General features: G+C 57.8%; 21 protein-coding genes and 2 pseudogenes. 16 read left to right on the forward strand and 7 right to left on the reverse strand.

Features of this window, described 5'->3' with window-relative positions; all coding sequences use genetic code 11:
- Window positions 1–17: 17 nt before the first annotated feature.
- Window positions 18–2702, forward strand: coding sequence for an alpha-L-rhamnosidase (locus tag L248_RS04405; RefSeq protein ID WP_022528885.1), 2685 nt, complete (start codon window positions 18–20; stop codon window positions 2700–2702).
- Between the two features lie 37 nt (window positions 2703–2739).
- Here L248_RS04405 and L248_RS04410 read toward each other — a convergent pair.
- Window positions 2740–3018 (reverse strand): annotated as a pseudogene (locus tag L248_RS04410) (DNA alkylation repair protein); the annotation flags it as partial.
- A 200-nt stretch (window positions 3019–3218) separates the two neighbouring features.
- Here L248_RS04410 and L248_RS04415 point away from each other — a divergent pair.
- Genes L248_RS04415 through L248_RS04435 form a run of 5 tightly spaced genes read left to right on the forward strand, consistent with a single transcriptional unit; the run spans window position 3219 to window position 10347 of the window.
- Window positions 3219–4718 (forward strand): hypothetical protein, encoded by a 1500-nt coding sequence (locus L248_RS04415; protein WP_022528887.1) that lies wholly within the window; start codon window positions 3219–3221, stop codon window positions 4716–4718.
- A 25-nt stretch (window positions 4719–4743) separates the two neighbouring features.
- A complete protein-coding gene (locus tag L248_RS04420) occupies window positions 4744–5748 on the forward strand; it encodes a hypothetical protein (RefSeq protein ID WP_022528888.1) in 1005 nt (334 codons plus the stop codon).
- Complete coding sequence (locus L248_RS04425) at window positions 5745–8873, forward strand: SbcC/MukB-like Walker B domain-containing protein (RefSeq protein ID WP_022528889.1); 3129 nt, start codon at window positions 5745–5747, stop codon at window positions 8871–8873. Before L248_RS04420 ends, L248_RS04425 begins: the two co-directional genes overlap by 4 nt.
- Entirely contained in the window at window positions 8870–9673 is an 804-nt protein-coding gene (locus L248_RS04430) for a DUF2399 domain-containing protein (RefSeq protein ID WP_022528890.1), read from the forward strand. Before L248_RS04425 ends, L248_RS04430 begins: the two co-directional genes overlap by 4 nt.
- Window positions 9670–10347 (forward strand): SAP domain-containing protein, encoded by a 678-nt coding sequence (locus L248_RS04435; RefSeq protein ID WP_022528891.1) that lies wholly within the window; start codon window positions 9670–9672, stop codon window positions 10345–10347. Before L248_RS04430 ends, L248_RS04435 begins: the two co-directional genes overlap by 4 nt.
- Here L248_RS04435 and L248_RS04440 read toward each other — a convergent pair.
- From L248_RS04440 to L248_RS04455, 4 genes are read right to left on the reverse strand one after another with little or no spacing between them, the layout of a single operon-like run.
- Window positions 10338–10724: a hypothetical protein gene (locus L248_RS04440; RefSeq protein WP_022528892.1), complete on the reverse strand. Its 387-nt coding sequence runs from the start codon at window positions 10722–10724 to the stop codon at window positions 10338–10340. The two genes, L248_RS04435 and L248_RS04440, sit on opposite strands and share 10 nt — an antisense overlap.
- 3 nt (window positions 10725–10727) lie before the next feature.
- Window positions 10728–11222, reverse strand: a complete 495-nt coding sequence (locus L248_RS04445; protein WP_040534801.1) for a GNAT family N-acetyltransferase — start codon at window positions 11220–11222, stop codon at window positions 10728–10730.
- Window positions 11223–11260: 38 nt separating this feature from the next.
- On the reverse strand, window positions 11261–11581 hold the full coding sequence (locus L248_RS04450) for a DUF2568 domain-containing protein (RefSeq protein WP_022528894.1): 321 nt from the start codon (window positions 11579–11581) through the stop codon (window positions 11261–11263).
- A complete protein-coding gene (locus L248_RS04455) occupies window positions 11574–11978 on the reverse strand; it encodes a MerR family transcriptional regulator (RefSeq protein WP_051999857.1) in 405 nt (134 codons plus the stop codon). Before L248_RS04455 ends, L248_RS04450 begins: the two co-directional genes overlap by 8 nt.
- A 205-nt stretch (window positions 11979–12183) precedes the next feature.
- Between L248_RS04455 and L248_RS04460 the strand changes: the two genes are divergently transcribed.
- The 8 genes and pseudogenes from L248_RS04460 to L248_RS04495 all read left to right on the forward strand — a co-directional run bounded on the left by L248_RS04460 (window position 12184) and on the right by L248_RS04495 (window position 17360).
- The gene (locus L248_RS04460; protein ID WP_022528896.1) at window positions 12184–12705 is read left to right on the forward strand and encodes a methylated-DNA--[protein]-cysteine S-methyltransferase; all 522 of its coding nucleotides are present in this window, start codon (window positions 12184–12186) and stop codon (window positions 12703–12705) included.
- Window positions 12705–13274, forward strand: coding sequence for a bifunctional transcriptional activator/DNA repair enzyme AdaA (locus tag L248_RS04465; protein WP_022528897.1), 570 nt, complete (start codon window positions 12705–12707; stop codon window positions 13272–13274). The genes L248_RS04460 and L248_RS04465 overlap by 1 nt, the downstream gene beginning before the upstream one ends.
- A gap of 191 nt (window positions 13275–13465) precedes the next feature.
- Complete coding sequence (locus L248_RS04470) at window positions 13466–14956, forward strand: MFS transporter (RefSeq protein WP_040534802.1); 1491 nt, start codon at window positions 13466–13468, stop codon at window positions 14954–14956.
- A pseudogene (locus L248_RS04475) lies at window positions 14950–15309 on the forward strand (NAD(P)H-dependent oxidoreductase); the annotation flags it as partial. The gene L248_RS04470 and the pseudogene L248_RS04475, both read left to right, overlap by 7 nt.
- Window positions 15310–15441: 132 nt before the next feature.
- Window positions 15442–15921, forward strand: a complete 480-nt coding sequence (locus tag L248_RS04480) for a MarR family winged helix-turn-helix transcriptional regulator (RefSeq protein WP_022528900.1) — start codon at window positions 15442–15444, stop codon at window positions 15919–15921.
- Complete coding sequence (locus L248_RS04485) at window positions 15918–16676, forward strand: hypothetical protein (protein ID WP_022528901.1); 759 nt, start codon at window positions 15918–15920, stop codon at window positions 16674–16676. The genes L248_RS04480 and L248_RS04485 overlap by 4 nt, the downstream gene beginning before the upstream one ends.
- Before the next feature lie 119 nt (window positions 16677–16795).
- The gene (locus L248_RS04490; protein ID WP_022528902.1) at window positions 16796–17104 is read left to right on the forward strand and encodes a type II toxin-antitoxin system Phd/YefM family antitoxin; all 309 of its coding nucleotides are present in this window, start codon (window positions 16796–16798) and stop codon (window positions 17102–17104) included.
- Between the two features lie 7 nt (window positions 17105–17111).
- Window positions 17112–17360, forward strand: a complete 249-nt coding sequence (locus L248_RS04495) for a type II toxin-antitoxin system RelE family toxin (protein WP_022528903.1) — start codon at window positions 17112–17114, stop codon at window positions 17358–17360.
- A gap of 208 nt (window positions 17361–17568) precedes the next feature.
- Here L248_RS04495 and L248_RS04500 read toward each other — a convergent pair whose 3' ends face one another.
- Both L248_RS04500 and L248_RS04505 read right to left on the reverse strand, forming a co-directional pair.
- Window positions 17569–18537, reverse strand: a complete 969-nt coding sequence (locus tag L248_RS04500; RefSeq protein ID WP_022528904.1) for an aldo/keto reductase family protein — start codon at window positions 18535–18537, stop codon at window positions 17569–17571.
- 82 nt (window positions 18538–18619) lie between these two features.
- Window positions 18620–20029 carry an MFS transporter gene (locus L248_RS04505; RefSeq protein WP_022528905.1) on the reverse strand — a complete coding sequence of 470 codons (1410 nt, stop codon included), beginning with the start codon at window positions 20027–20029 and terminating at the stop codon, window positions 18620–18622.
- Between the two features lie 209 nt (window positions 20030–20238).
- On the opposite strand from L248_RS04505, the gene L248_RS04510 reads away from it, so the two are divergent.
- Both L248_RS04510 and L248_RS04515 read left to right on the forward strand, forming a co-directional pair.
- On the forward strand, window positions 20239–20736 hold the full coding sequence (locus tag L248_RS04510; RefSeq protein ID WP_040534803.1) for an RrF2 family transcriptional regulator: 498 nt from the start codon (window positions 20239–20241) through the stop codon (window positions 20734–20736).
- A 25-nt stretch (window positions 20737–20761) separates the two neighbouring features.
- Window positions 20762–21382, forward strand: coding sequence for an NAD(P)H-binding protein (locus tag L248_RS04515; protein ID WP_022528907.1), 621 nt, complete (start codon window positions 20762–20764; stop codon window positions 21380–21382).
- Window positions 21383–21525: the final 143 nt, after the last annotated feature.

Raw genomic sequence — 21525 nt, forward strand, 5'->3', positions numbered from 1 at the left:
ATTAAGGGGTCTAATGTATGACAATTAAAGCCATTATCCGCATCAACGACACGACGGACTTTCTCTTTACGGCCCAGCCCCAGTTTTCATGGCAGCTGGTCGGCGGGGTGAACACACTATACCAAACAGACTATACGCTCGTTTTGGCGGCTGACCCGGAATGCCGTCAGGTACTGTGGCAGACCACGCGGCATACCAGTCAATCTCTGGCGATTCGTCTGCCGGCGGCGCAGCTTCAACCGGCCACACGGTATTATGCCCGGGTGCGGGTACAAACGAATCAGGGCAGCACTGATTGGTCTGCTCCGGTATCGTGGGCCGACCCGCGCACCGCGTGGCAGGCCGCGTGGATTCGACCGGAAGTGACGGCGGTGGGCGGGCCCAAGGGTCAGCGCCGGCCGTTCATCGCCCAAAAGACATTCACGCTTACGGAACCGCTGGCCGGACGAGCAATCCTGCGCCTTTCTGCCCTGGGTCTCTATCATGCCCAGCTCAATGGCCGTGATGTCGGGGCAGACTACTTCCGTCCGGGCTTCACCGACTATGACCAGCGCGTGCAGTACCAAAGTGGCGACGTGACGGATCTGCTGTGCCAAGGGACTAATGTCCTGACTATTGAGGTGACTGCGGGCTGGTATTCAGGCCTCTATGGCTGGTGGGGCGCGCGGGGGCTGTTCGGCGACACCAACGCCCTCATTGGGCAGCTCGAAATCAATGGCCGGGTGGTCGTGGCCACGGATGACAGCTGGACCGAGTGGGTGGGTCCGCGGCAATACGCGGACTTTTATAACGGCGAGGCATACGACGCCCGTGTTCAGAAGCAGCAGGTCGGACACATGCTGCTGTTCCCCCACAGCCGGGCGGTGCTAGTCCCGCAGGAGGGCCCCAGCGTCCGGGTGGTGGAAAAAATCACGCCTCGGCGCCTATTCCGTGATCCCGCCGGCGACCTCGTGCTCGACTTGGGTCAGAACATCGCCGGCTGGGTGGCGTTCCGCAACCGTCACGTGGCTGCCCCGGGGGTCGTCACGCTGACCTACGGGGAGGTGCTGGACCAAGCGGGGAATTTCTTCCGGGAGAATCTGCGCGGTGCAGACGCTCAAGACACGTACCGGCTCGCGCCGAATGACGGGCAGACGTATCAGCCGCGCTTCACGTACCATGGCTTCCGGTATGTCCGGCTGACAGGCTTCACGGACGCGGTGACCGCGGCGGACTTCACCGGTATCGCCATCAGCAGTCTGCACCGGCAAACGGGCACCTTCACGACCGATCAGCCGGCTGTTAACCAGCTCCAAAGCAATATTACCTGGAGTCAGCGGGGCAACTTCGTGGAGATTCCCACCGACTGCCCTCAGCGCGACGAGCGGGCGGGCTGGACTGCCGACGCGCAAGTCTTCATGCCGACGGCGAATTTCAATGCGGATACGCAATTCTTCATCCGCCGCTGGCTGCGGGACTTCCTCCCTAGTCAGCAGGCCCAGGACGGGGCGCTGCCGGTGGTCATCCCGGACATCCTCCGGGGCGGCTTCAACGGGACCAGCGGCGTGTGGGGCGACGCGGCCGTCTTGATCCCGTGGGCGTTGTACTGCACATACGGCGACTTGCAGATCCTCCAGGAGCAGTACGCCAGCATGCGAGCCTGGGTGGATTATGTTCGCCGGCAGGGTACAGTGGCCGGTCTTTACGATACCGGCGCCCAGCTGGGCGACTGGCTGGCCCTAGACACGCCCGCGGGCAGTTACCACGGCGCCACCGATCAGAACTTCGTGGCGACGGCGTTTTTCGCCTGGTCCACCGCCGTTGTGGCGCAGACCGCCAGACTGCTGGGCGATGTCCCGGCGGCTCAGGACTATACCCAGCTGGACGATACGATTAGAAAAGCGATTCAGCAGACGTACCTCAACGGCATCGTCCCGAAAAAAGATACCCAGACCGCCAACGTCCTGCTCCTGCAGTGCGGCCTGGTTCCGGCGGCTGAGCGGCCCGCCGTTGCTCGGCACCTGGCCGACTTGATTCGGGCTAACGGCCATCACCTGGACACCGGCTTTGCCGGTGCGCCGTATCTGTGCCCGGTCCTTTCTGCCAACGGCCAAACCGAAACCGCTTATGACCTGCTGTTCCAAGATGATTACCCCTCCTGGCTGTACGAAGTGAAGCAGGGGGCGACGACCATGTGGGAGCACTGGGACGGCATCAAGCCGGACGGCAGCTTCTGGAGCAGCGATATGAATTCGTTCAACCATTATGCCTATGGGTCGATCGGCCAGTGGCTGTACGAGACGGTCGCCGGGATCCGCGCCCAGCGGCCGGGGTATCAATGGTCGGTCATCGCTCCGCAACCCGATCCCCAGCGGCGCCTGCACCACGTCCGGGCCAGCATTGCGACGGCTTTTGGCCTGCTCGGGTCTGAGTGGACATTATCCGCTGCGGGCACATTTTCGCTGACTGTGACCGTCCCGGCAAATACGACCGCGCAGGTGGTGTTACCGCAGGGCGCGGGCGAGGAAGAAATGGTCCAGGCCGCCACAGCCGGACAGGCGCAGTTCACTGATGGCACGCTGCATGGCCGGTCAGTCGATTCGTTCGGAGTGCCGTTCACTGAACCAGTGCCGGCGGATGCGGAGGCTTATGCGGTACCAGCCGGGGCATTGGGCTTTACGGTGGGATCTGGAACGTATACGTTTAGCTATCCCGTGCAATAGTCAGAAAGCTGATTACAGACCGTTGGCATGGCGAGGGTTATCCTTTCTGGGGGTGAGAAATAACGAGAAATTTGCTGCCCTCTTTCACCGCCAGAGGCGAAAGGCGATGGTCAGCGATAAAGGCGGCCACCCAGGCAGGGTTATATTTGCTGTAGTCGCGCAGCGCCCAGCCGATGGCTTTTTGAATGAAAAATTCGTCGGTAGCAACGTCGTACACGATAGCTTGGGTCAGCAGGCAGGTATCCACACGGTCTTTCTGCAACAACTGCAAAGTGATCGCCACCCGGCGCATCCAGAAATCCGGGTGCTGGTAGAAGAAGCCCCGCTCACGGTCCTAAGCTTCTATTTATCAGCTGCCGTCACCTGTTTTCTTATGCCCGCTCATCGCGTTCAGCACCGTGATGGCGGGCTTTTTTGTTGCGTGATGATCAGGGATGGTTCTGGAAGGTTGGGCCTTGCTCGTGAATTGTTTATACTAGCTTTAGCAGTATTTCTGACAGAAAGGAGCTCCCGCCCATGGCCATCACCCTCGACCCGCACCTGCGCAATCTTCTCCTGGCCAGCCAGCTGGGGCTCAATCCCAACCACCCGCTGGCCGGCTGGACCGCGCTCACGATTCTTTACCACGACGCCGGGACCAGCGGCGAACCGATCACCCTGGATTACCTGGCGCGGAAGTACAACAACGATTACTTGGACACCGCCGGCGACGAGCAGCCCATTTCGAATGATGTCTTGAAGAAAGTCCTCGCGGTCCTCGCCAATCAGGCCGGGCTCGTGGAGGTCAGCCCGCGCAAGGTGCGGTCACTGATGACCAGCGGCCGCTATCACATTTCTCTCTCCTACGTCTACCGTATTACCAGCAGCGGTATCGAGTACCGGAAGATGATGCAGCGGGTCGTGGATGCAGAAAGTACGATCACGGCGAATACGAACCGGATCGACGAGTACGTCGCGCTGGTGCGGACACTGAGCCAGCCGGTGCGGTCGGGGACGGATACCAAGTTGTATAACAACTTCCAGAATATGCTGACGGCGTACGACGATGTGATGAAGGGCATGCACAAGCTGGAAGACGACCTGGATGAACTGGCCAATGACATTGCCTTCAACCACGGCAGCCAGGCGGCCGCTCACCTGCAGGCAATGCTGCGGGAAAAAGCCATTCCCGCCTATAACAAGATGCTGGACGAGGGCGCTCGGATCCAGCACTTGGCCGGGGATGCCGCGTTCATCGACCAGGTCGCCCATTCCCAGCAGGGCAGCGACGACCTGGACGCTGCCCGGGCCACGGACCAGCAAGATGTTCTGGTGCTCCGCTTCCAGCGCACCCGGACTTACGTGGCGGCGCAGTTGGAGCGGCTGGCGTTGAGCATGAATCCCAGTACGTCGGCCATCGACAGCAGCTTGGATTCGATTTACCTAGTGTTCCAGACCATCCAGAATGTTATCGGCATGCTCAGCCGGGAGTTTGAGCACGCCCGCACTCAGACCATCGATATCAAGGCGCTGTCCCGCCGGTTGGATGATCTGCTGACGCATTATCAGACGGTCCAGATCCCCCAGGCGCTGCCTCCCCATTTGCCCCAGGACCGCACGGTAGAAGACCCGGCCGATTTGCTGGATGCGACCACGATGGGACCGGTGCGGTATGCTGTCCAGCCCACCACCCGCAAGGTGGCGACGGCCGCCGACAATCCGCCCATCGTCGATGATGCCCCGGACGAACGCCAGCAGCACCAAGCCATCGCTGAGTTTACCCACTTGGTCATGACGGACGCGACCCATGGCGCCGTGGCCCATGACCTCACTTTCCGCACCGTGCAGGCTCGGGACGAGGTGGTCAAGCTGTACGCGGCGACTTACTACCCGGTCGTGACGGGGTTTGCGCCGTTTGGCCGGCCCATCAGTCAAGCGGGCAAGATTTCCGCCAGCAGGCCGGTCCGCTTACACGTCGCCGGCGAAACGTATGTCGCCGAACTGCCCAGCGGCTTCACGTTTTCGTTTTCTGAGTAAGGGAAGAAAGGAGGTCTGCACCGCGATGGCGAAACTGACCGAGAACGACCGCTTCATCATCAATGCACTGTTCGACCGCAGTGTCTTCACCAGTTCTTACCAGCCTGGCATTACCCGCGCCAACCGGGCGGCGATCACGTCTCTGCAGACGCCCTCCGGCCAGCAGCGAGTCATTAATTACTGCAAGACTTTGCTGGGCCTGGCGCCGGAGAATTTCCAGGAGAACCTGCTGCTGCTCGTGGGCACAGATTACTTGCGGCCAGTAGCCGTCCACGTTTTGCTAGCGACCCTGAAGGCGATCATTAACGCGCCGGAATTGCAGGCTGGGTCCGGCGATCGCGCAGTGGCCGCTCAGACTGTGGTGCGCCAAGTGCACAGTGTCGTGGCAGAAGTGGATGAGAAAGAAATCCGCCGCCTCATCACCCGCTTGTTTGTGGACCGGTTCGGCCTCTTCACGCCCGACCAATTAGCCAGTACGCCCACCGATACACCGGCAGAAGTGGCCGAGTACTGGGAAGTCAGTCCGGACTTTAACGTCTTTGCCCAAAACGTGGTCAATTATTTGGACCATGCCCGGCGCAACGAGGCGTTGACGGCGGTTCAGCGCGTGAACCGGGTGCTGCTGACCCAGACCTTTCTCAGCCCAGCAAGCGATCCGGCGGTGTGGCCGCTGCTTGCGGCGAACAAGACAGCCATTGCCGACCTCTGGGCCCAAAGCGGGCGGTTCAACCTGGAAGTGGGTAATGGGTACGCCCTGTTATTGGATACGCAGCACACTCCCAGCGTCGCCATGCCTTACCTGGTCGCTCTGGCGGTGGCCCACGAATTGGGGACCGGCGTCCAGGACAGCGGGCTGACGCAAAAAATCAAAGCGGCAGCCCACCGGCTGTATCCGACGAACGCTGTCCCGCCCAGTGTGGTCAAGCAAGCCTTGCGGGACACCGGGTTGATCGAATTCCGCGACGGCTATGCCGTACCGACACCACTGGTCGCTCGTTTCACTGTGCAGCAAGGAGAAGACAAATCATGACCCTGAATCCGCAACTCGTGCCGGTGAGCTATCACCTGCGCCACTTCAACAAGTACAAGACGCTGGACCTGCCTGCCGCGGCCAACGGCAACATGACGCTCATCGGCGAGAACGCCGTGGGCAAGACAACGCTGGCCAACTGTTTCTTCCCCATGCTGGTGGACGGGTCCATCGCTACGCCATCGTTCAACCCGGCGAAGAGTACCGACAAGGTCTCCCAGAGTGCCACGGCCCGCAACAGTCAGCGGGACACGCGGACCTTCGACAGTATGCTGCTGGGCTGGGGGCCGGGGGCGCTGAAGGTGCGCACTGGCTACAGCTATGTCCTGTTCCGCTCGGTCAGGCGCCAGGTGATCCTCGGGTTGGGCGCTCGCCGGGTCAGCGGCGAGACCCGCCAGCATACGTGGTGGTTCGTTGTGATCAGTGAAGACGTGACGGGGGCCCCACTCACCGTCGTGACCACCGATGATGCGGGTCAGTGCCTAGAGGAGAAAGCCTTCCAGGAAGCAAACGCCGCGCTGGGCGACCAGCTGCAGGTGTTCACCACCGCGGTGGCCTACCGGGATTACGTGGCGACCCATATTTACGGCTTCAGCGACGGCAAGACGCTGGGTCTGCTGGCGAACGACTACCGGCTGTTGGCGTCGCCGACCCTGACTTCGGGCAACGAGAAGTTTTCTCCCATCAAGGGGGCGCTGAAGAACGCCCAAGAGGGGATCGATCCGATGGTCATCGCGGCGGTGGCGAACAGTCAGCGGGACGTGAATCAGTACCATGGGCTGCTGCGGCGCATTGACGACGCTCAACGCCGCTTGCGGCGGATGAAGAACGCCATTTTCTTAGCCAATCTGAATTATCTGGAGGCCACCCAGCTGCGGCCATACAACCAGGCGTATACCGCGAATGAACAGGCGAAGGAAGAAAAGACCCAGGCCGAGCAAGAGAAACGGCAGTACGAAACGCAGCTGACCACTTTGACTGCAGCGAAAAACGAGGCCAGTGGTGCAGTGAAAGAGCTCCAGCAGGCTAACGCGGACCAGGGGACTGTAATCGAACGACGGCGCCAGTATGCGGATCAAATCAAGGCCGCCCAAGACAACCTGAGCCGGTTACTCAAGATCCTCGCCGATATTCAGGCCGCCCAAGCCCAGGCGGCCGACTTAGCGACCGCCATTACGGCGCAAGAGACACAGGCAGCGCAATTGATTGACACCGAACTGACGCCCCGGAAAGTCCAGCTCATGGCCCGGTCCAGCCGGCTGCCGGGCCTGGCCCGGGTGATGGAGCGGGGTGCGTGGGCCGATATTCGGGACGGCTTGGCCCGTTATCTGCGCCAGATGGTGGCGGCCAAGGCCGAATACGATCATTATGATACCCTGCTCGACCACTTGAGCCGGGATGTGGCCATTACCCACACCATGCAGGACCAGATGGGCCAGTCGATCGACCGCCATGTCCAGGGCTTCGCCAGCGGCCGGGCGCGGGAAGATTTGCAGGCCGACAACCAGGCCATCCACGAGGGCGGGGCCAGCCAGATGAGCAGCGAGTTCGCCCCGTTGCGGGCCAAGCAAGCGGCACTGCTCACCCAGACGCCGGACCTCAAGGTGTTTCTGACCGAGGGCGCGCTGCTGCCGCAATTGCAGAAAATCAGCCAGCAGATCACCCCGGCGGTGGTGCGGCTGACGAAGATCACCCGGGAGAAAGAGACGTTACAGCAGCGGCAGGATAAGCTGCAGGGTCAAATCGCTGCTTGGCAGCAGACTCTGCCGGCCGACTTCGACGCGGCCGCCGAGCGCCAGCAAATCGAGGACCTGCAGGCGGCTCGAGCGGCCTTGGTGATCGACACCAGCCTGCCCCAGCGGCTGGCGGCGGCCCAGGAGAAAGAAGCCAAACTCAGGGATCAAATCCAGCAATTCACCTATGAACGGGACGTGCGCACCGGCCGGATCGAGTCCCGGCAAGCTGATATTAAACGCTATACCGCCCAGCTCAAGACGCTGGGCGCCGATATTATGAGCAAGGTGACGACGCTCGCCCCGTATTTTCCCGAGGACGTGACCTTACCCGATATTGAAGCGTTACAAGCTTACATCCGCAGCCGCCGCAGCGACATTCGCGGGCACAGTTACGCTGATTTGGGGGGCCAAATTGGCCGGGCCATTCACCACCACGACGGCAACGGCGAGGACCGCAGTGCGGTGGACGTACTCTTTGCTGAGCGCGATCACCCGGACATTGCCAGTGCCATGCGCCAGCAGCGGTCCATCGCCCGGAACGGCCTGACCGTGGTGGCCTTTGATTTGAACGGCGCCTTGGCGATCCTCACTGCCGACCATGCGGCCGTCACGAAGGCCTTGAACCAGAGCAAGACGGGCAACGCGGTGGCGCTGCACACCTATCTGGTGGCCGCGGTCCAGCGGATCAGTGCCCAGTACGCCGTGATCACGGAATATAACCAGATCCTGGCCGCCGGTGCCGCCCACCAGCATATCAAGCTGAAGGTCGCCCTCAGTCCCGCCGAAGGGGTTAAGCCGGCCGTCATCGACGAAGCCTGCGACCCCGAGTTAGATCAGCGGCCGCACCTGGCCGGGCTGATCAACCAGCGGCTGAACCAGCTGGCGAACAATACCGAAGTGGCCGATGACGAGGCGGCTTTCTTAACGGAGGCCAACCGCCTGCTGGATACCCGCCAATGGTCCGACTTCAACGTCTATATTCGCCGGCGGGACAGTGCTGCGGACGACTTCGAATTGGTGGACGACAAGTTCGTGCAGTCCGGCGGGTCGGGGGCAGAAAAGGCCCAGGCGATGGTCCTGCCCCTGCTGCTGGTCCCGAAGATGGTGCTGCAGCGGGCCAAGGCGGCGGATGCGCCGCACTTGGTGATGTTCGACGAATTCGCTGATAAGCTAGACCCGGAGACGGCCAAGGCCTTCGCCAAGACCATCGTCAACTTCGGCTTCAGCTTCATCGCCACCATGCCCAGCGGCGGCCAAAATAAGCTGCTGGCCGACGGTGTGGACAATATTGTGTGGGAAGTGGTCGGGGCCCCTGAGCAGGGTGACGGCCGGTTCCACCTCAATCGGGTGGAGAAGAATATGACGTGGGCAGCCGGCGCGACCGCATGAGCCGCTACACCGATGCCTACGCTGCTGTCGGCCGCCATACCCCGCCGGCTAACGCTGCCGTACTGGACCCGCTTTTCGACCAGATTGCAGCCGGCCGCCAGCTGCCGCCCAGGGCCCAGCAAGCCGTCGCTCTGGGGTTGACCGCGCACGCGCTCAACGACCGCACCGCTGACCCGGCGCTGTTTGACTACTATCGCTGGGTCTTGACCCACTGCTTCCCGGCCGGCCAGCTGAACGAACTGACCGCCCGGCTGATTGGGATGGCCTTCACCGCCGCTAACATTTTCCAGACCGACCTGCCCCAGCCGCTCACGCTGAATCCCTGGCAGGTTCCAGCCATGCTGGATTATCCGCTGGCGGCTGACCGCGCAGTGGTCATCGAGAATAACGGCGTCTTTGCGCTCTTACACCAAGACCATCCGGACTGGCCGCTGATCCTCCAGTCGGGCAACGACTTCAATGCGACCTATGTACAGCTAATTCAGCGCCTGGAGGGGCGCGGTATGCAGTATGCGTACTTGGGCGATATCGACAGCGCCGGCATCCGCATGGCTGATACCTTCGCCGGCCTCCTGCAGCGGACTAGCGCGGCGGCAGTCGCTGCTCTCCAGACTCCCGCCGACGTCACCCGCTGGCTGACATTTTACGGCCGCCAGGATTCCCGGCGGACGAAGCCGCTGACGGTCCGGTACCCGGTTTTCCGAGAAGAAATGACGGCCATTGCGACGTTTGGCAAGTTTGTGGAACAAGAGCAGCTGATGGGGGAGTATGAAGCAAGGATTGGGCGGTGGCTCACATGAATCGAAAACAATTAATTAATGGTCAGAGTAAACAGGAAGTGGTGAAGTTCTTTAGCCAGTACCACTACAAGACGGAATTGGCTGCGCTTTGCCGTGCCCATCACTTGCCGGCAATCGGAACCAAGGCAGAGTTGAATGCCCGATTGCGGGGCGCCATGCTGGGGACAGCAAGCAACATGGCACCAACACCAACACCGACTGCGTCACGCGGCCGTGCCCAGGCCTTGACGGCGTTTGAGATTACGTTAGACACGCCCATCGCCGGCTCCGGGTTTCGGTTCAACGCGGCTGCTCGGGAATTTTTTGCGGCCTATTTTCACATCCGTCGGTTTGCGTATACCAAACCCATGGCCATCGTGAAACGGCAGGCACTGGCCGACCCGTCTCAGAGATTAACTGTGCGGGACTTGGTGACGGTCTACCAGCAAACGCAAGAGCCGGCCGCCAAAAAAGCCTTCCTCGCCAATAATGCTGAGGAAGGCACCTATGAGTGGAACCACTTTGTCCGGGATTTCTGTGCCGATCCAGCGACAGCGCAATACCAGAGCAAGCTAAAAGCGGCGGCCCTATTATGGCGCCAGGTGCGGCAGGGACATGGTGAAAAGCGGTATCGGCATGCACTGCTGGCTGACTACAGCACTCTCCTGCGGCAATACCAGCCTCATCAAAAGTGATACCGAATTGGCGGTTGCGGCGGCTCCGATCGGTGATCGTCATGCGGCGCTGGTTCTTTCTGTGGACGTCCGGCTTGTATCCATTTTTTGATATAGGCGCGGTAGTCTTCGACATTCCATTTGATGTATGCGCCGAGCATAAACGCCAGCGGCCAGAGCAAGACCACCAGGATCCACGAACGAATGTGTAACGCCATGAGGCCCAGCCACACCGCGAAGACGAACATGATGCCGTCGAAAAGCAGGGTATCGATGAACCGCCATTTATTCTTCCGGTGGGTTGGTGCATCGTAATTCGGCCAGCAGGCATAGACCTTGCTGTACAGCTGCTTGTTTTTCTGCAGGGTATCATGGAACCAATGACCTGTTTGGGGCATTTCTTACCTGTCCTTCCGATCGGGGCAGCGTTGTGTACCCAGCACCTTCGCCATGGTTGCATTGCGGAGCGCAACACCGTGGCGCAGTACCGTGTTCCGGTGCAATACATGGTACCCCTGGTGATGGAAGAAAGGCTCTGCGGTCAGTGAAGCAGCAACGGTGACAGTGCGGACACCGGCGCGGCGGGCGTCGTCCTCCAGCTGGCCCACCAGTTGCGTAGCAATCCCCTCGCGCTGGTGGGCAAAGTGCACATAGAGCCGGTCTAAATAACCCGTGGCGGTCATGTTGGCGAAGCCGACGATTTCATCGTTGACGACGGCGACAAGTGTGTCATCGTTCGCCAGCGGCGCGCACCACTGGGCCGGGTCAATGGCGACCGGTGCCCAGGCGTCTTGCTGGACCGGTGTGTAGTCCGGTGTGGTCGATAGGTGCACGGTATCTTGAAAGAGGCGCACGATGGGCACGTCATCAGTATTTCTGTACGGTCGAATTTCCAACAGTATCCCCCCAAAGGTACTATCTGGTCCAGGTGCAGTTACAGCCAGTGGTCGAGCACGGCGTTGATCCCGGCAATAGCGGCGTAGACCACCCCGGCGGGCCAATTGAACGCCCGGCCGATGATGACTGCGGTGCTCCCAAAGATGATGATCTCTACCAGCCCGCGATACCCCTCTGTGAGGCGTGCTGGTGCCATAGGTGCCATGTAATGACTCCAGAATACCATAAGTAAAAGTGGGAAAAGTAGGCCAAGCAGCAGTTTGCTGAGTAAACCGCCGCGCCAGCCGCTGGCAATAAGCAGAATGACCGTGCCGAGTTCGACCAGAAAACGGATGACGGTATTGATGTCTTTAATCATCGATGGTTGCCAGCTTCTCGATGAGTGTATCCAGTGCGGGGGCGCTGGCCGGCGTTGTGACAGCCGTGACCATGGTTTGGGCCAAGGCAGCGAGTTGGCTGTAGTAGGCCGCGGTATGGGCAAACTCGGCTTGTTTAGTCGACATGAGGGCGAGCGTGTCCGCGCGGCAGTCGGCCGTTACGGGTTGAGTGCGCAACGCCAGGACCGTTTTGATTTCAGCGAGGGATAAGTGGGCTTTCTTGAGGTTGGTAATGATTTTGAACGTGGCTTGGTCGGCTGCTGAGTAAAGCCAGTAGTGGTTGGCGGCCCGCTGCGGGACGAGCAGCCCGGTTTCTTCGTAGTAACGGAGGGTATCGCGGGTGGTGTGCATGGCAGCGGCGAAGGCGTGCGTGTTCATTGAAGCCATCTTCTTTCTTGATTGTTTAATCGTAACATGGGGGCTGGCCCCCGGGTCAATGGTCAGGACAGTGTGGGATGAGAAAGCCAGATCGTGATATTTTCCTCCTGCTGGGCGTGCTAGAATGGGGCTACGATAAAGATGAATCACGGGCAGTCGGGTTTTCTGGGACATTTTCGTTGAATTGAGAAAGAGGGCGTGACCAATGGAATTTGCGCAGCAAGTATATCCGTCGCCACTGGGGCCGTTAACGCTGCTCAGTGATGCTGACGCGATACTGGGACTGTGGTTTGCCGACCAGCAGCATTTCGGCGCCGGGTATGACCTCAGTTCAGTGCCGGTGCGGGAAAGTACGCCATTACGCGCTGCGACGGCCTGGCTGGGCCAGTATTTTGCGGGTGAACGACCAGATCCGCGGCAGGTGCCGCTGCACCCGGTAGTCACCGCCTTCCGTCAGCGGGTTCTGGCTGTCCTTGAAACGGTGCCCTACGGTGCGACGATTACCTATCAAGAGATTGCTGATCGCCTACCCGGGGCTTCGGCCGCCGCTGCTCGGGCTGTGGGCGGTGCCGTCGGTCATAATCCCATTTCAATTATCATTCCCTGCCACCGGGTGGTGGGCAGGGACGGGTCGCTCACTGGTTATGCTGGCGGGATCAACCGGAAGATTGCGTTGCTGACCCTGGAAGGGCACGATCCCGAACGGCTCGCACATGACCGTATTTGATGAGCGTCGGCGGAGTACCAACGGATGCGCAATGGGCGGCTATCACCACTAACGACACCGCCGCTGATGGCCAATTTTGGTATGCGGTGCAAAGCACAATGATTTTTTGCCGACCATCCTGTCCGTCCCGCTTACCCAAGCGGGAGAACGTCACTGTGTACGCTGATCCGCATGCTGCTCTGGCCGCGGGTTATCGACCGTGCAAACGATGCCGACCACTGGCCCAGCCCGTCAGTAACGCCACCTGGGTGGCCGAGATCGATACGCTTTTAGCGACGCACTCCCAGGAACCGCTGACCTTGAATGAGCTCGCCAGCCTGGCCCACGGTTCCGCGTCGTATCTCCGCCACGTTTATCAAGCAGCCACCGGTGCAACGCCATTGCAGCGGCTCAAAACGATTCGACTGACACGGGCCAAGGCATTGCTGACAGCAACGGACTTGACCGTTGCTCAGATTGGCGTACTGGTGGGGATACCCACGACTTCTTATTTCATCGCGGCATTTCGCACCGTCTATGGACAAACGCCGCTTCAGTTTCGGCGAGAGTGCCAGAAACGTAATTGCTGATTGTCAGTGATGGGCAGGTAGCTAACATCATTTTATTAATCCCCCGGTGACACCGCACAAACGCTGTCGTCGGGGGATTTTTAAATATTTTTTGGAAATGTTGACACGGTGTCACCATTGCAGTATACTATTTCCAATTAAGTGACACGGTGTCACTTATTTCAAGCCAAGAGAAACCGGGGGTCACCACCATGACCAAGAAAAACAGTACCTTTGCGCTCATCATCTTCATTATTGGGGTCTTCATGTCCGCCCTGGACAACGGTATCATCTCCAGTGCACTGTCGACGATCAATTACTCTTTCCACGTCAACGAAGTCCAAGGCACGTGGGGCATTACCTTGTATACGCTGGGCATGGCCATCGCGACGCCAATCATCGGCAAGTTGGCGGATAAGTTCGGCCGCCGCAAGCTCTTCCTGATTGAGATTGCCATTTTCGCCTTCGGCTCTCTGCTGGTCGCACTGAGCCCGAATTTCATTTTCTTCCTGGCAGCGCGCCTCGTGCAGTCCATCGGTGGCGGCGGGATCTTCATTATTGCCTCTAGCCACATTCTGGCGACATATCCTAAGTCGCAGCAAGGTGCGCTGTTGGGTGCGCTGGGCGCGGTGAACGGCATCGCGTCGGTCGTGGGGCCTAATCTGGGCAGTCTGATCCTGAACCTCACCGGCCAATGGCACTGGCTCTTCCTGATCAACCTGCCAATCGCCATCTTCATCGTGATTGCCGGCTTCTTCGCCATTCCAGAGACCAAGGCAAGCGTCATCAAGGCCTTGGACTACAAGGGGCTGGTACTGCTGACGCTGGGTATCTTCAGCCTCATGCTGGCCATCACCAATCTGTGCAGTGACGCGTTGCTGGCGAGTCTGCTGACGCCGCAGGTTTGGGGCTTGCTGGTGTTGGGGGCGATTCTATTCTTCAGCTTTATGCGGGTGGAGAAAGGCGTACGGGACAACGTGGATCCTTTCTTGCCTTACCAGCTGATCAAGAGTAACGGCTTCCTGCTCACGCTGCTCATGGGCCTGCTGTCCGGTGCGCTGATTGCTGTGTTCGTGTTCATTCCTAGTTTCGTTGAGCAGCGCTACGGCATTTCTGCGAACAACAGCGGCGTCTGGATGAGCGGCATCGGGTTGGGTTCCATTGTTGGTGCCGCAGTCGGCGGCATGCTGGTGAGTAAGCTGGGCGCGACCAAGTCGATCATCGTATCGGGGACCCTGTCGACGATTGGCTTCGGCCTCGTCGCCTTCCTCAGTCCCACTACGCTGTGGTTCATCATTGCATCCACCATCGCCGGCATTGGTTTTGGGATGCTGATGGGGGCACCGTTCTCTGTCTTGATGTCCGAAATTGCCAGCAAGAAAGACAATGGGGTGGCACTGGGGACGCTCTCCGTCAGCCGCCAGATTGGGTTGACGGTGGCCCCGACGATTTATGCCACGTTGATCCAGAGCGGCTTCAGCAAGCTAGCCGTGGCCGGCGGGACGGCCTCCATTGAGAGTTTCTACCGCAGCATCCAGGGAATGGCTGCTGGTGCGCATAGAAGCCAATTGCTGGCTAACTTCTACACGGTGGCTCAGCAAGCTTATCAGAACATGTTTATTCTAGCCGTGGCGGCTTCGGCAATTATCTTGCTCGGTGGGTTGTATCTGCATCAGAAGCATTTGCAGCCGAGTGTCGATTAGAGGCCTTGATTATCGTAACCCCGATTTGGTGGAACGATATTCCTGGAATGCTCAAGGGATTCGTTGATAAAGTGATGAAGGAAGGACCAGGACTGACCCACGTCGTGACGAAGCGAGGTGTTCAGGGCACGTTGACTAACATTAAGAAAGGCTACGTGCTGACGACGTCCACATCGCCGACATTTTACCTGCGGTTCTTCTGCGGCAACGCCATCAAAAAAGTGTTTATCGACGCGACGTTGAAGCAGCTGGGTATCCATCATGTGCGGTGGTCGAATCTGGGTGGGATTACAAGCGCCACTAAGGAAAAGCGGCAGAAGTATCTGCAATCAGTTTCCCAAATGACGTTTTAGGGCAACCCTGAATCCTCGCCAATTATGGTGGGGATACTTTTGATTCGGAATTTTCCGGAGGTCGGGCAGATTGCTTGCACAATATTGTTTAGTACTATACTATAATTGATGTCCAGACAAGGAGGTTCACCTGTGACAACAACATTTGCTGATCTGCTTGACGCATTCCTAAAAGTGAACAATCAACTCACTCAGATTCAAAAAAGGCCGGTGGCGATTACGCCAACGGTAAAAGTGAGCACCAGCGCACTCCATCTTATTGACATCGTGGGTCGCTTTCCCCAAGCCAACATGACTGAACTGGCGATGAAGCTGGGGGTAACCAAAGGCGCAATTTCGCAACAAGTGAGGAATTTGCAACAGCAGGGTCTATTGCAAGCTGTCAACCGGGCGGATGATCAGAAAACCAAGCGTCTCGTGTTGACCAGCCAAGGCAGAACACTCTATCACGCACACCTCGCCCTGCATCGTGATTTGTATGCGGCTGTCCAAGACGATCTGACAGACTTCACTGACGAACAGTTGGCCACCCTCCGCACCATTCTTGAGCAAATCTCCCAAAGTATCACGACGTACCAAGATGAATTAACAGAAAAGAGCGTGCAGCCATGACACCAATGATTTTTGTGATTGATGGGCAACAGGTCAGCAAAGAACGGATCGATGTTTGGGAAATTAATCGCATTGACCATGAGTATCGGTTTTTGACCAAAAAAGGATTCCATTTTTCCTATGAGTTCCCTCAATTGTTAGCCCGGCATGATGTGGCAGGTGCCCGGCAGGAAATGGCTGCAATGAAGGCGGCTCAAAGCCCGGATACATTTCGCCAGCTGTTACTCCCCAAATATACTTTGGGCAATGCTGCTTCCCACATGGCTGCCTTGTTTTCACGACAACGCAGGTTCAGTGTGACGGATATTATTATCCCTCAGTCAGAGCGCACGCCCACAGAGGTGATGACAGCTATCAACGACATTATGTTAATCAACACGGCGGCGCATCGAAAAATCAATTTAGCCACCAACCCTGACCACTTCGTCCTACAAGAGACTGCCAAGAACGTCCAAGAAGTTTTTGAGATCACAGGCGGATCGCCATTACCCACCCATTTCTTTGCGCACTATGGGGATGAGGAAGGCTTACAGTCGCAACTAAGCAAGGGGTTCCACGTGCAGGCTGCCGGGACCGCCCGCCTGGCCGACGGGACGATTATCGGCGGTGTGCGCCATCAAATTAAAAAAGAAGCCGCTGGTTTGCACTTTCGGGCACTGGTAGAGTTTCCGGCACTGGTGCCGAATACCATGATCCGGCAGCACCAATATCATTTGGCGTGTGAATTCAGGGGCTGGTTGGATGCGGTATTATAACGCGCTGCCTAATTAGGTGTATGTAAATCAAATTGCGGTCCCAATAAGTTTTTAAAAAGGCCCTTTATTGACTTAAAAGAGTGTTCTCTGTATTATTTACAATCGGAAGAGATGAGGATATGAAAGTTTTAGACGTCCCCACAGTGAGCATAACCGAGTTAAAGAAAGATCCGGCCAAAGTGGCTAAGATGGCTGCGGACATGGGAATTGGTGTTTACGTCCTGAATCGGGGTAAGGCTATTAGCGTGACGCTCACCCCGGAACAGTATGCCGCGTTAGTTGCTGATCAAGAGAGACTGTTGGACTTAGAAGTGGAACGGCAAGCCATCGAGAATATCAAGAATGACTCAGGTGAGCGGATTCCTGCCGAAAAGGTCATTGGCCATCCTATTGGCGATACCATTGATCCTGATGATGGCTGGGAATAGTTTCTCTATGGACAATTATCAAGTCAGCTTTTATCCCGAAGCCCAAGCAGAATTCGAAAAATTGAAAGGGTCACAACGGGTGTTCGTTGATAAGGTACTCATTCGACTCCGTCAACTTGAAATGAACGCTGGACAAGAGCTGCATGGACCATTAGCAGGTTTTCGCAAGCTCAAAAGCAAAAAAACAGGGTTGCGTATTGTATTTGGTCAGTCGTCCCAAGGAATTACCATTATTGACATTGTGGCGGTCGGCTAGCGCAAGGATTTGCGAGTATACCGGGATGCAGAAAAGCGCATACAAAGAAAAAACGGCCATAATAGATGACTTACAGAAGAAATGAGGTGATTACCCGCATGTGAATGGTGGATAATCACCTCATTTCTTGTTGGTTAACGGTTGTACGTTCGTAAAACGCAAATACGAGTGATCAATGTCTCTTTGATAAGTCTGATAGGGTCTCAGTCTAAATCTCCCGCACAAACTTCTCAAACCCAAACAGCTTGTCAACCTGCGGGTAGTATTCCTTTGGGATCTCCAAGTCAATCGCCTTCAGGTTATTCTGTAACTGCGCCGGCTTGCTGGCACCGGTGATCAGGCTGGAGATGCGGGGGTCCCGCAACGCCCAGGCTAATGCGAAGGTGGCCAAGTCGGTGCCCAATGCATCCGCCATTTTGATCAAGGCTTCTACCTTGTCCAGGTTGGCAGCAGTCAGTTCATCCGCCATCAATCGGGGGTGCGTCGTGGCCCGGGAACCGGCGGGGACGGGCTGGTCTTTGCGGTATTTACCAGTCAGCAATCCTTGGGCCAGCGGGGAGAAGGGCACGATACCGATCCCCAGCTCACCGCACACATCCATTGATTCCTGTTCGATGTAGCGGTCAAACATATTGTATTCCGGCTGCAGCACAGCAATGGGGTGCAGGCCCCGTTCTTGAATGATCAGTTGCGCCTTCAGAATCTGCACTGGCGTCCATTCACTCACGCCGTAGTACAGGATCTTGCCTTGGTCGACCAGGTCGCTCAACGCTTGCAGCGTCTCGGCCAGCGGTGTCTCCGGGTCGAAGCGGTGGGTGAAGTACAAGTCGAGGTAATCCGTTTGCATGTTCTTCAGCGTAGCGTCGATAGACTCCATGATGTGCTTGCGGGAGAGCCCCCGATCGTTGGGACCTTTGCCGGTCGGGAAGAAAACCTTGCTGGAAAGGACCAGTTCTTTACGCGGGAACTCTTGAATCACGTTCCCCAAGAAACGTTCTGCCGCCCCGTTGCTGTACACGTCGGCACAGTCGAAGTAGTTGACGCCGTTTTCGTAGGCCAGCCGAATGGTTTGCGCGGCCAAGTCCTGTTTGGCCTGGTCGCTGACATCGGTCATCCAGCTGCCCAGCGCGATTTCACTGACCCGCAGGCCCTGGCGGCCGAGTTGTCGATATTTCATAAGCGTATTGCCTCCTTGTTTGCAATGCTTTCAGTATACACGGCGAATGTGAGAAAAGTTTGCGGCCTTATTTCTGCGGACCTCAATCTGGATCGTCAGTCGGGGCAGCTGCCGGCACTTTTCTTCCCGCTAACCGACCAATCAGCACCATCGCCAGCAGATAAAGCACGACGTTAATGAGAAAGGTCCATTGCATGATGCCCGCCCAATTCGTACCGCCGTTGGCAATGACGATGCCCATGATGGCGGTGCCGAAGAGGCCGCCAATCTGCTTGTTGGCGTTGAGGGCGGCGCCGGCGACACTGGCGTGGGTCTTGCCGGCGGCGGCCATCAGCAGGGTGGTGCTGGCCGGTACGACAACGCCGATACCGCTGCTCATGACGGCGAAGTTGAGGATGATTGCCCAGAGCGGCAGCGGCGCCAACAAATAGGCCAGCAAGAGCATACTGCCGGCCCCGAGGAGGGTGACCAGAGCCGCCCCTGCCGCCAGCCGGGCCGGCGCGATGCGGTCAGAAAACTTCGCGTAGACCATGTTGCCGAAGATCAGCACGGTCATCCCGGGCAGGATCAGCAGGCCGGCGGTCATGGCGGAGAGGTGCAGCGCCATCTGGTAGTATAAGCCTAAGACGAGCACGATGCCGTACAGTGAGACGTTCGTCAGAAGCCCGACCAAGTTCATTGCCGTGAATTCCGGCTTGCCCAGCAGCACCTTGGGGATAATTGGGGCCTGACTGTGGACCAGCCGCAGAGCGAAAAGGCCGCCGAAGAGGATGGTGAGGCCCAGGAAAATAAGGATGCGCCAGCGCCCGTAACCGAACTGGTTACCTTCGACCAAGAAGATGACGCCGCTGGCCAGCGTGCAAACTAACAGCAGGTTGCTGAGCAGATCGATTTTCACGGTCGCGTCTTTCTTGTCCACCGGGACCTGCCGCAGGATATAAGTAATTGTCAGCAAGCCCAAGGGAATATTGATGAGAAAGACACTGCGCCAGACAAAGAGTTGGAGCAGCGTGCCGCCGATGAAAGAGCCAGTGCCGGTGGCCACAGAAATGATGGCAGTCCAGATACCAAGCATCTTGGGCAGCTGGCCGGAGGGGGCATAAGCGGCATAGAGGATCACCATGGATGAGGGCATGAAGAGGGCGGCCCCAATTCCTTGGATGAATCGCAGAGCAATGAGTAGGGTGATACTGCCGGCGAAGGCACAGCCCAAGGAGGCGAGGATGAAGAGGACCATGCCGGTGACCAGCATGCGCCGGGCCCCGTATTTATTAGCGAGATTCCCGGCGAGCAGCAGCAGGGTACTCAGGGACAAGATATAGGCGTTGATGATCCAGATAGAACTGCCCATGGAAACGACCAGGAATTTCTTGATTTCGGGAACGGCGAGAACGACCCCGGTGGTATCCAGGACGGCCATGATGAAGCCGCAGGAGAGGATCGCGAGCAGCCAAGGGGAGCTGGTTTTCTTTGCGGAGGGTGCTGTTGTCATGAGTGTCACTCTTTCCTAAATGCGGCTTGATATGTACAGAAGGCAGCGGCCGGCGTAGACTATGACCATATAAGCGACAATCGTTATCCCTAATTCCTGGCAGACGCGTCCGTTGGCTAGGAGAGAAAGGGAAATTGGCCAATTGGAGATACTTTTTATCCCCAATTGCCGATGCTTCTCAATATAGAACGCGAAAGGATGCCTGTCAATTGAAAATTTCATCTGGCATGGAACAGGCGGTCTACGTGATCCTGCTGCTCTCTCGCCTGCCCCAAGGTAAAACACTGAATTCCATGACCATCAGCGCCCGCCTCGGGGTGTCACAATCGTACCTGAAGAAAATTATCAAGGCCTTGGTCCGGGAGCACTTGGTAGATTCTGCACCTGGTAAGAATGGCGGCTTCTCCAGTGCACGCCCGCTGAGTCAAATTAACATGTACCAAGTGTTCGGCGCCATCGAAGGGAAGGGCAGCATCTTCAACAGCCAGTATCTGATCAATGACTTCGTTGAGGGCAAGGATAATGGCAACGAACAGGAATGTGTCATTTCTGAAGTGATGGACACCGTGGAAGAAAAGCTGCGCAGCGCGCTGACGTCGGTGACCCTGGATCAGCTGCTGCAGAAAATTGAAAAGATCTACGATATCAGCCAGCTGGATGCGTGGATCGCTGAAGTGACCACGCCCAAAACGGTTACCCAGGGTTAGGTCCAGGAAAGGAACGTGTATAGAAATGAAAGTCTTTGTTATCGGAGCCCATGGCCAAGTTGGGCAGCAGTTAGTGCAGTCTTTATTAGCGCAAGGGGATACCGTTACCGGCGGCTACCGCGATCCAGCCACGCAAGCGCCGGCCGCAGCCCCGCGGCTGATCAGCACCAAGTTGGATCTGGATGACACGATTGGTCAGATGGCCAGTCTGTTCACCGGCCAGGACGCGGTGGCCTTTGCCGCTGGTTCTCGGGGCAAGGCCTTGCTGCGGGTGGATCTGGACGGTGCCATCAAGGCGGAACGGGCGGCGGAGCAGGCCGGTGTGCAGCGCTTCGTGATGCTCAGCGCACTGAACGCGGAACAACCGGGCCAATGGCCGGCAGCGCTGTACGATTATTACATTGCTAAGTATTATGCCGACGAGTGGCTGAAGCGGAATACACAGTTAAATTATGTCATTGTGCAACCCGGCGCGCTGACCAACGATGCGGGTACGGGCAAGGTCACCTTAACGCCCGCAGGGACCGCAGCGATTCCCCGGGCCGATGTGGCCGCTGCCATTGCGGCGGTACTGCACAGCAGTTTACAGCGAACAACGATCAAACTGGCCAGCGGACCAGACCTGATCAGTGATGTGATTAAGTGACGAGTTAAGGAGTGCGGTGTGTTAATGCTGACGGCGGCCAGCATGAGCAGGCCGCCTTTTTTATTTGGTCGGCGAAGTGACCTGCTATTTCACATGAAACAGAGCAGCTCGGCTGTGCCGAAAAACTGGGTTCAGCGTCGAAT

Source organism: Schleiferilactobacillus shenzhenensis LY-73, from assembly GCF_000469325.1.
Classification (GTDB): Bacteria; Bacillota; Bacilli; order Lactobacillales; family Lactobacillaceae; genus Schleiferilactobacillus; species Schleiferilactobacillus shenzhenensis.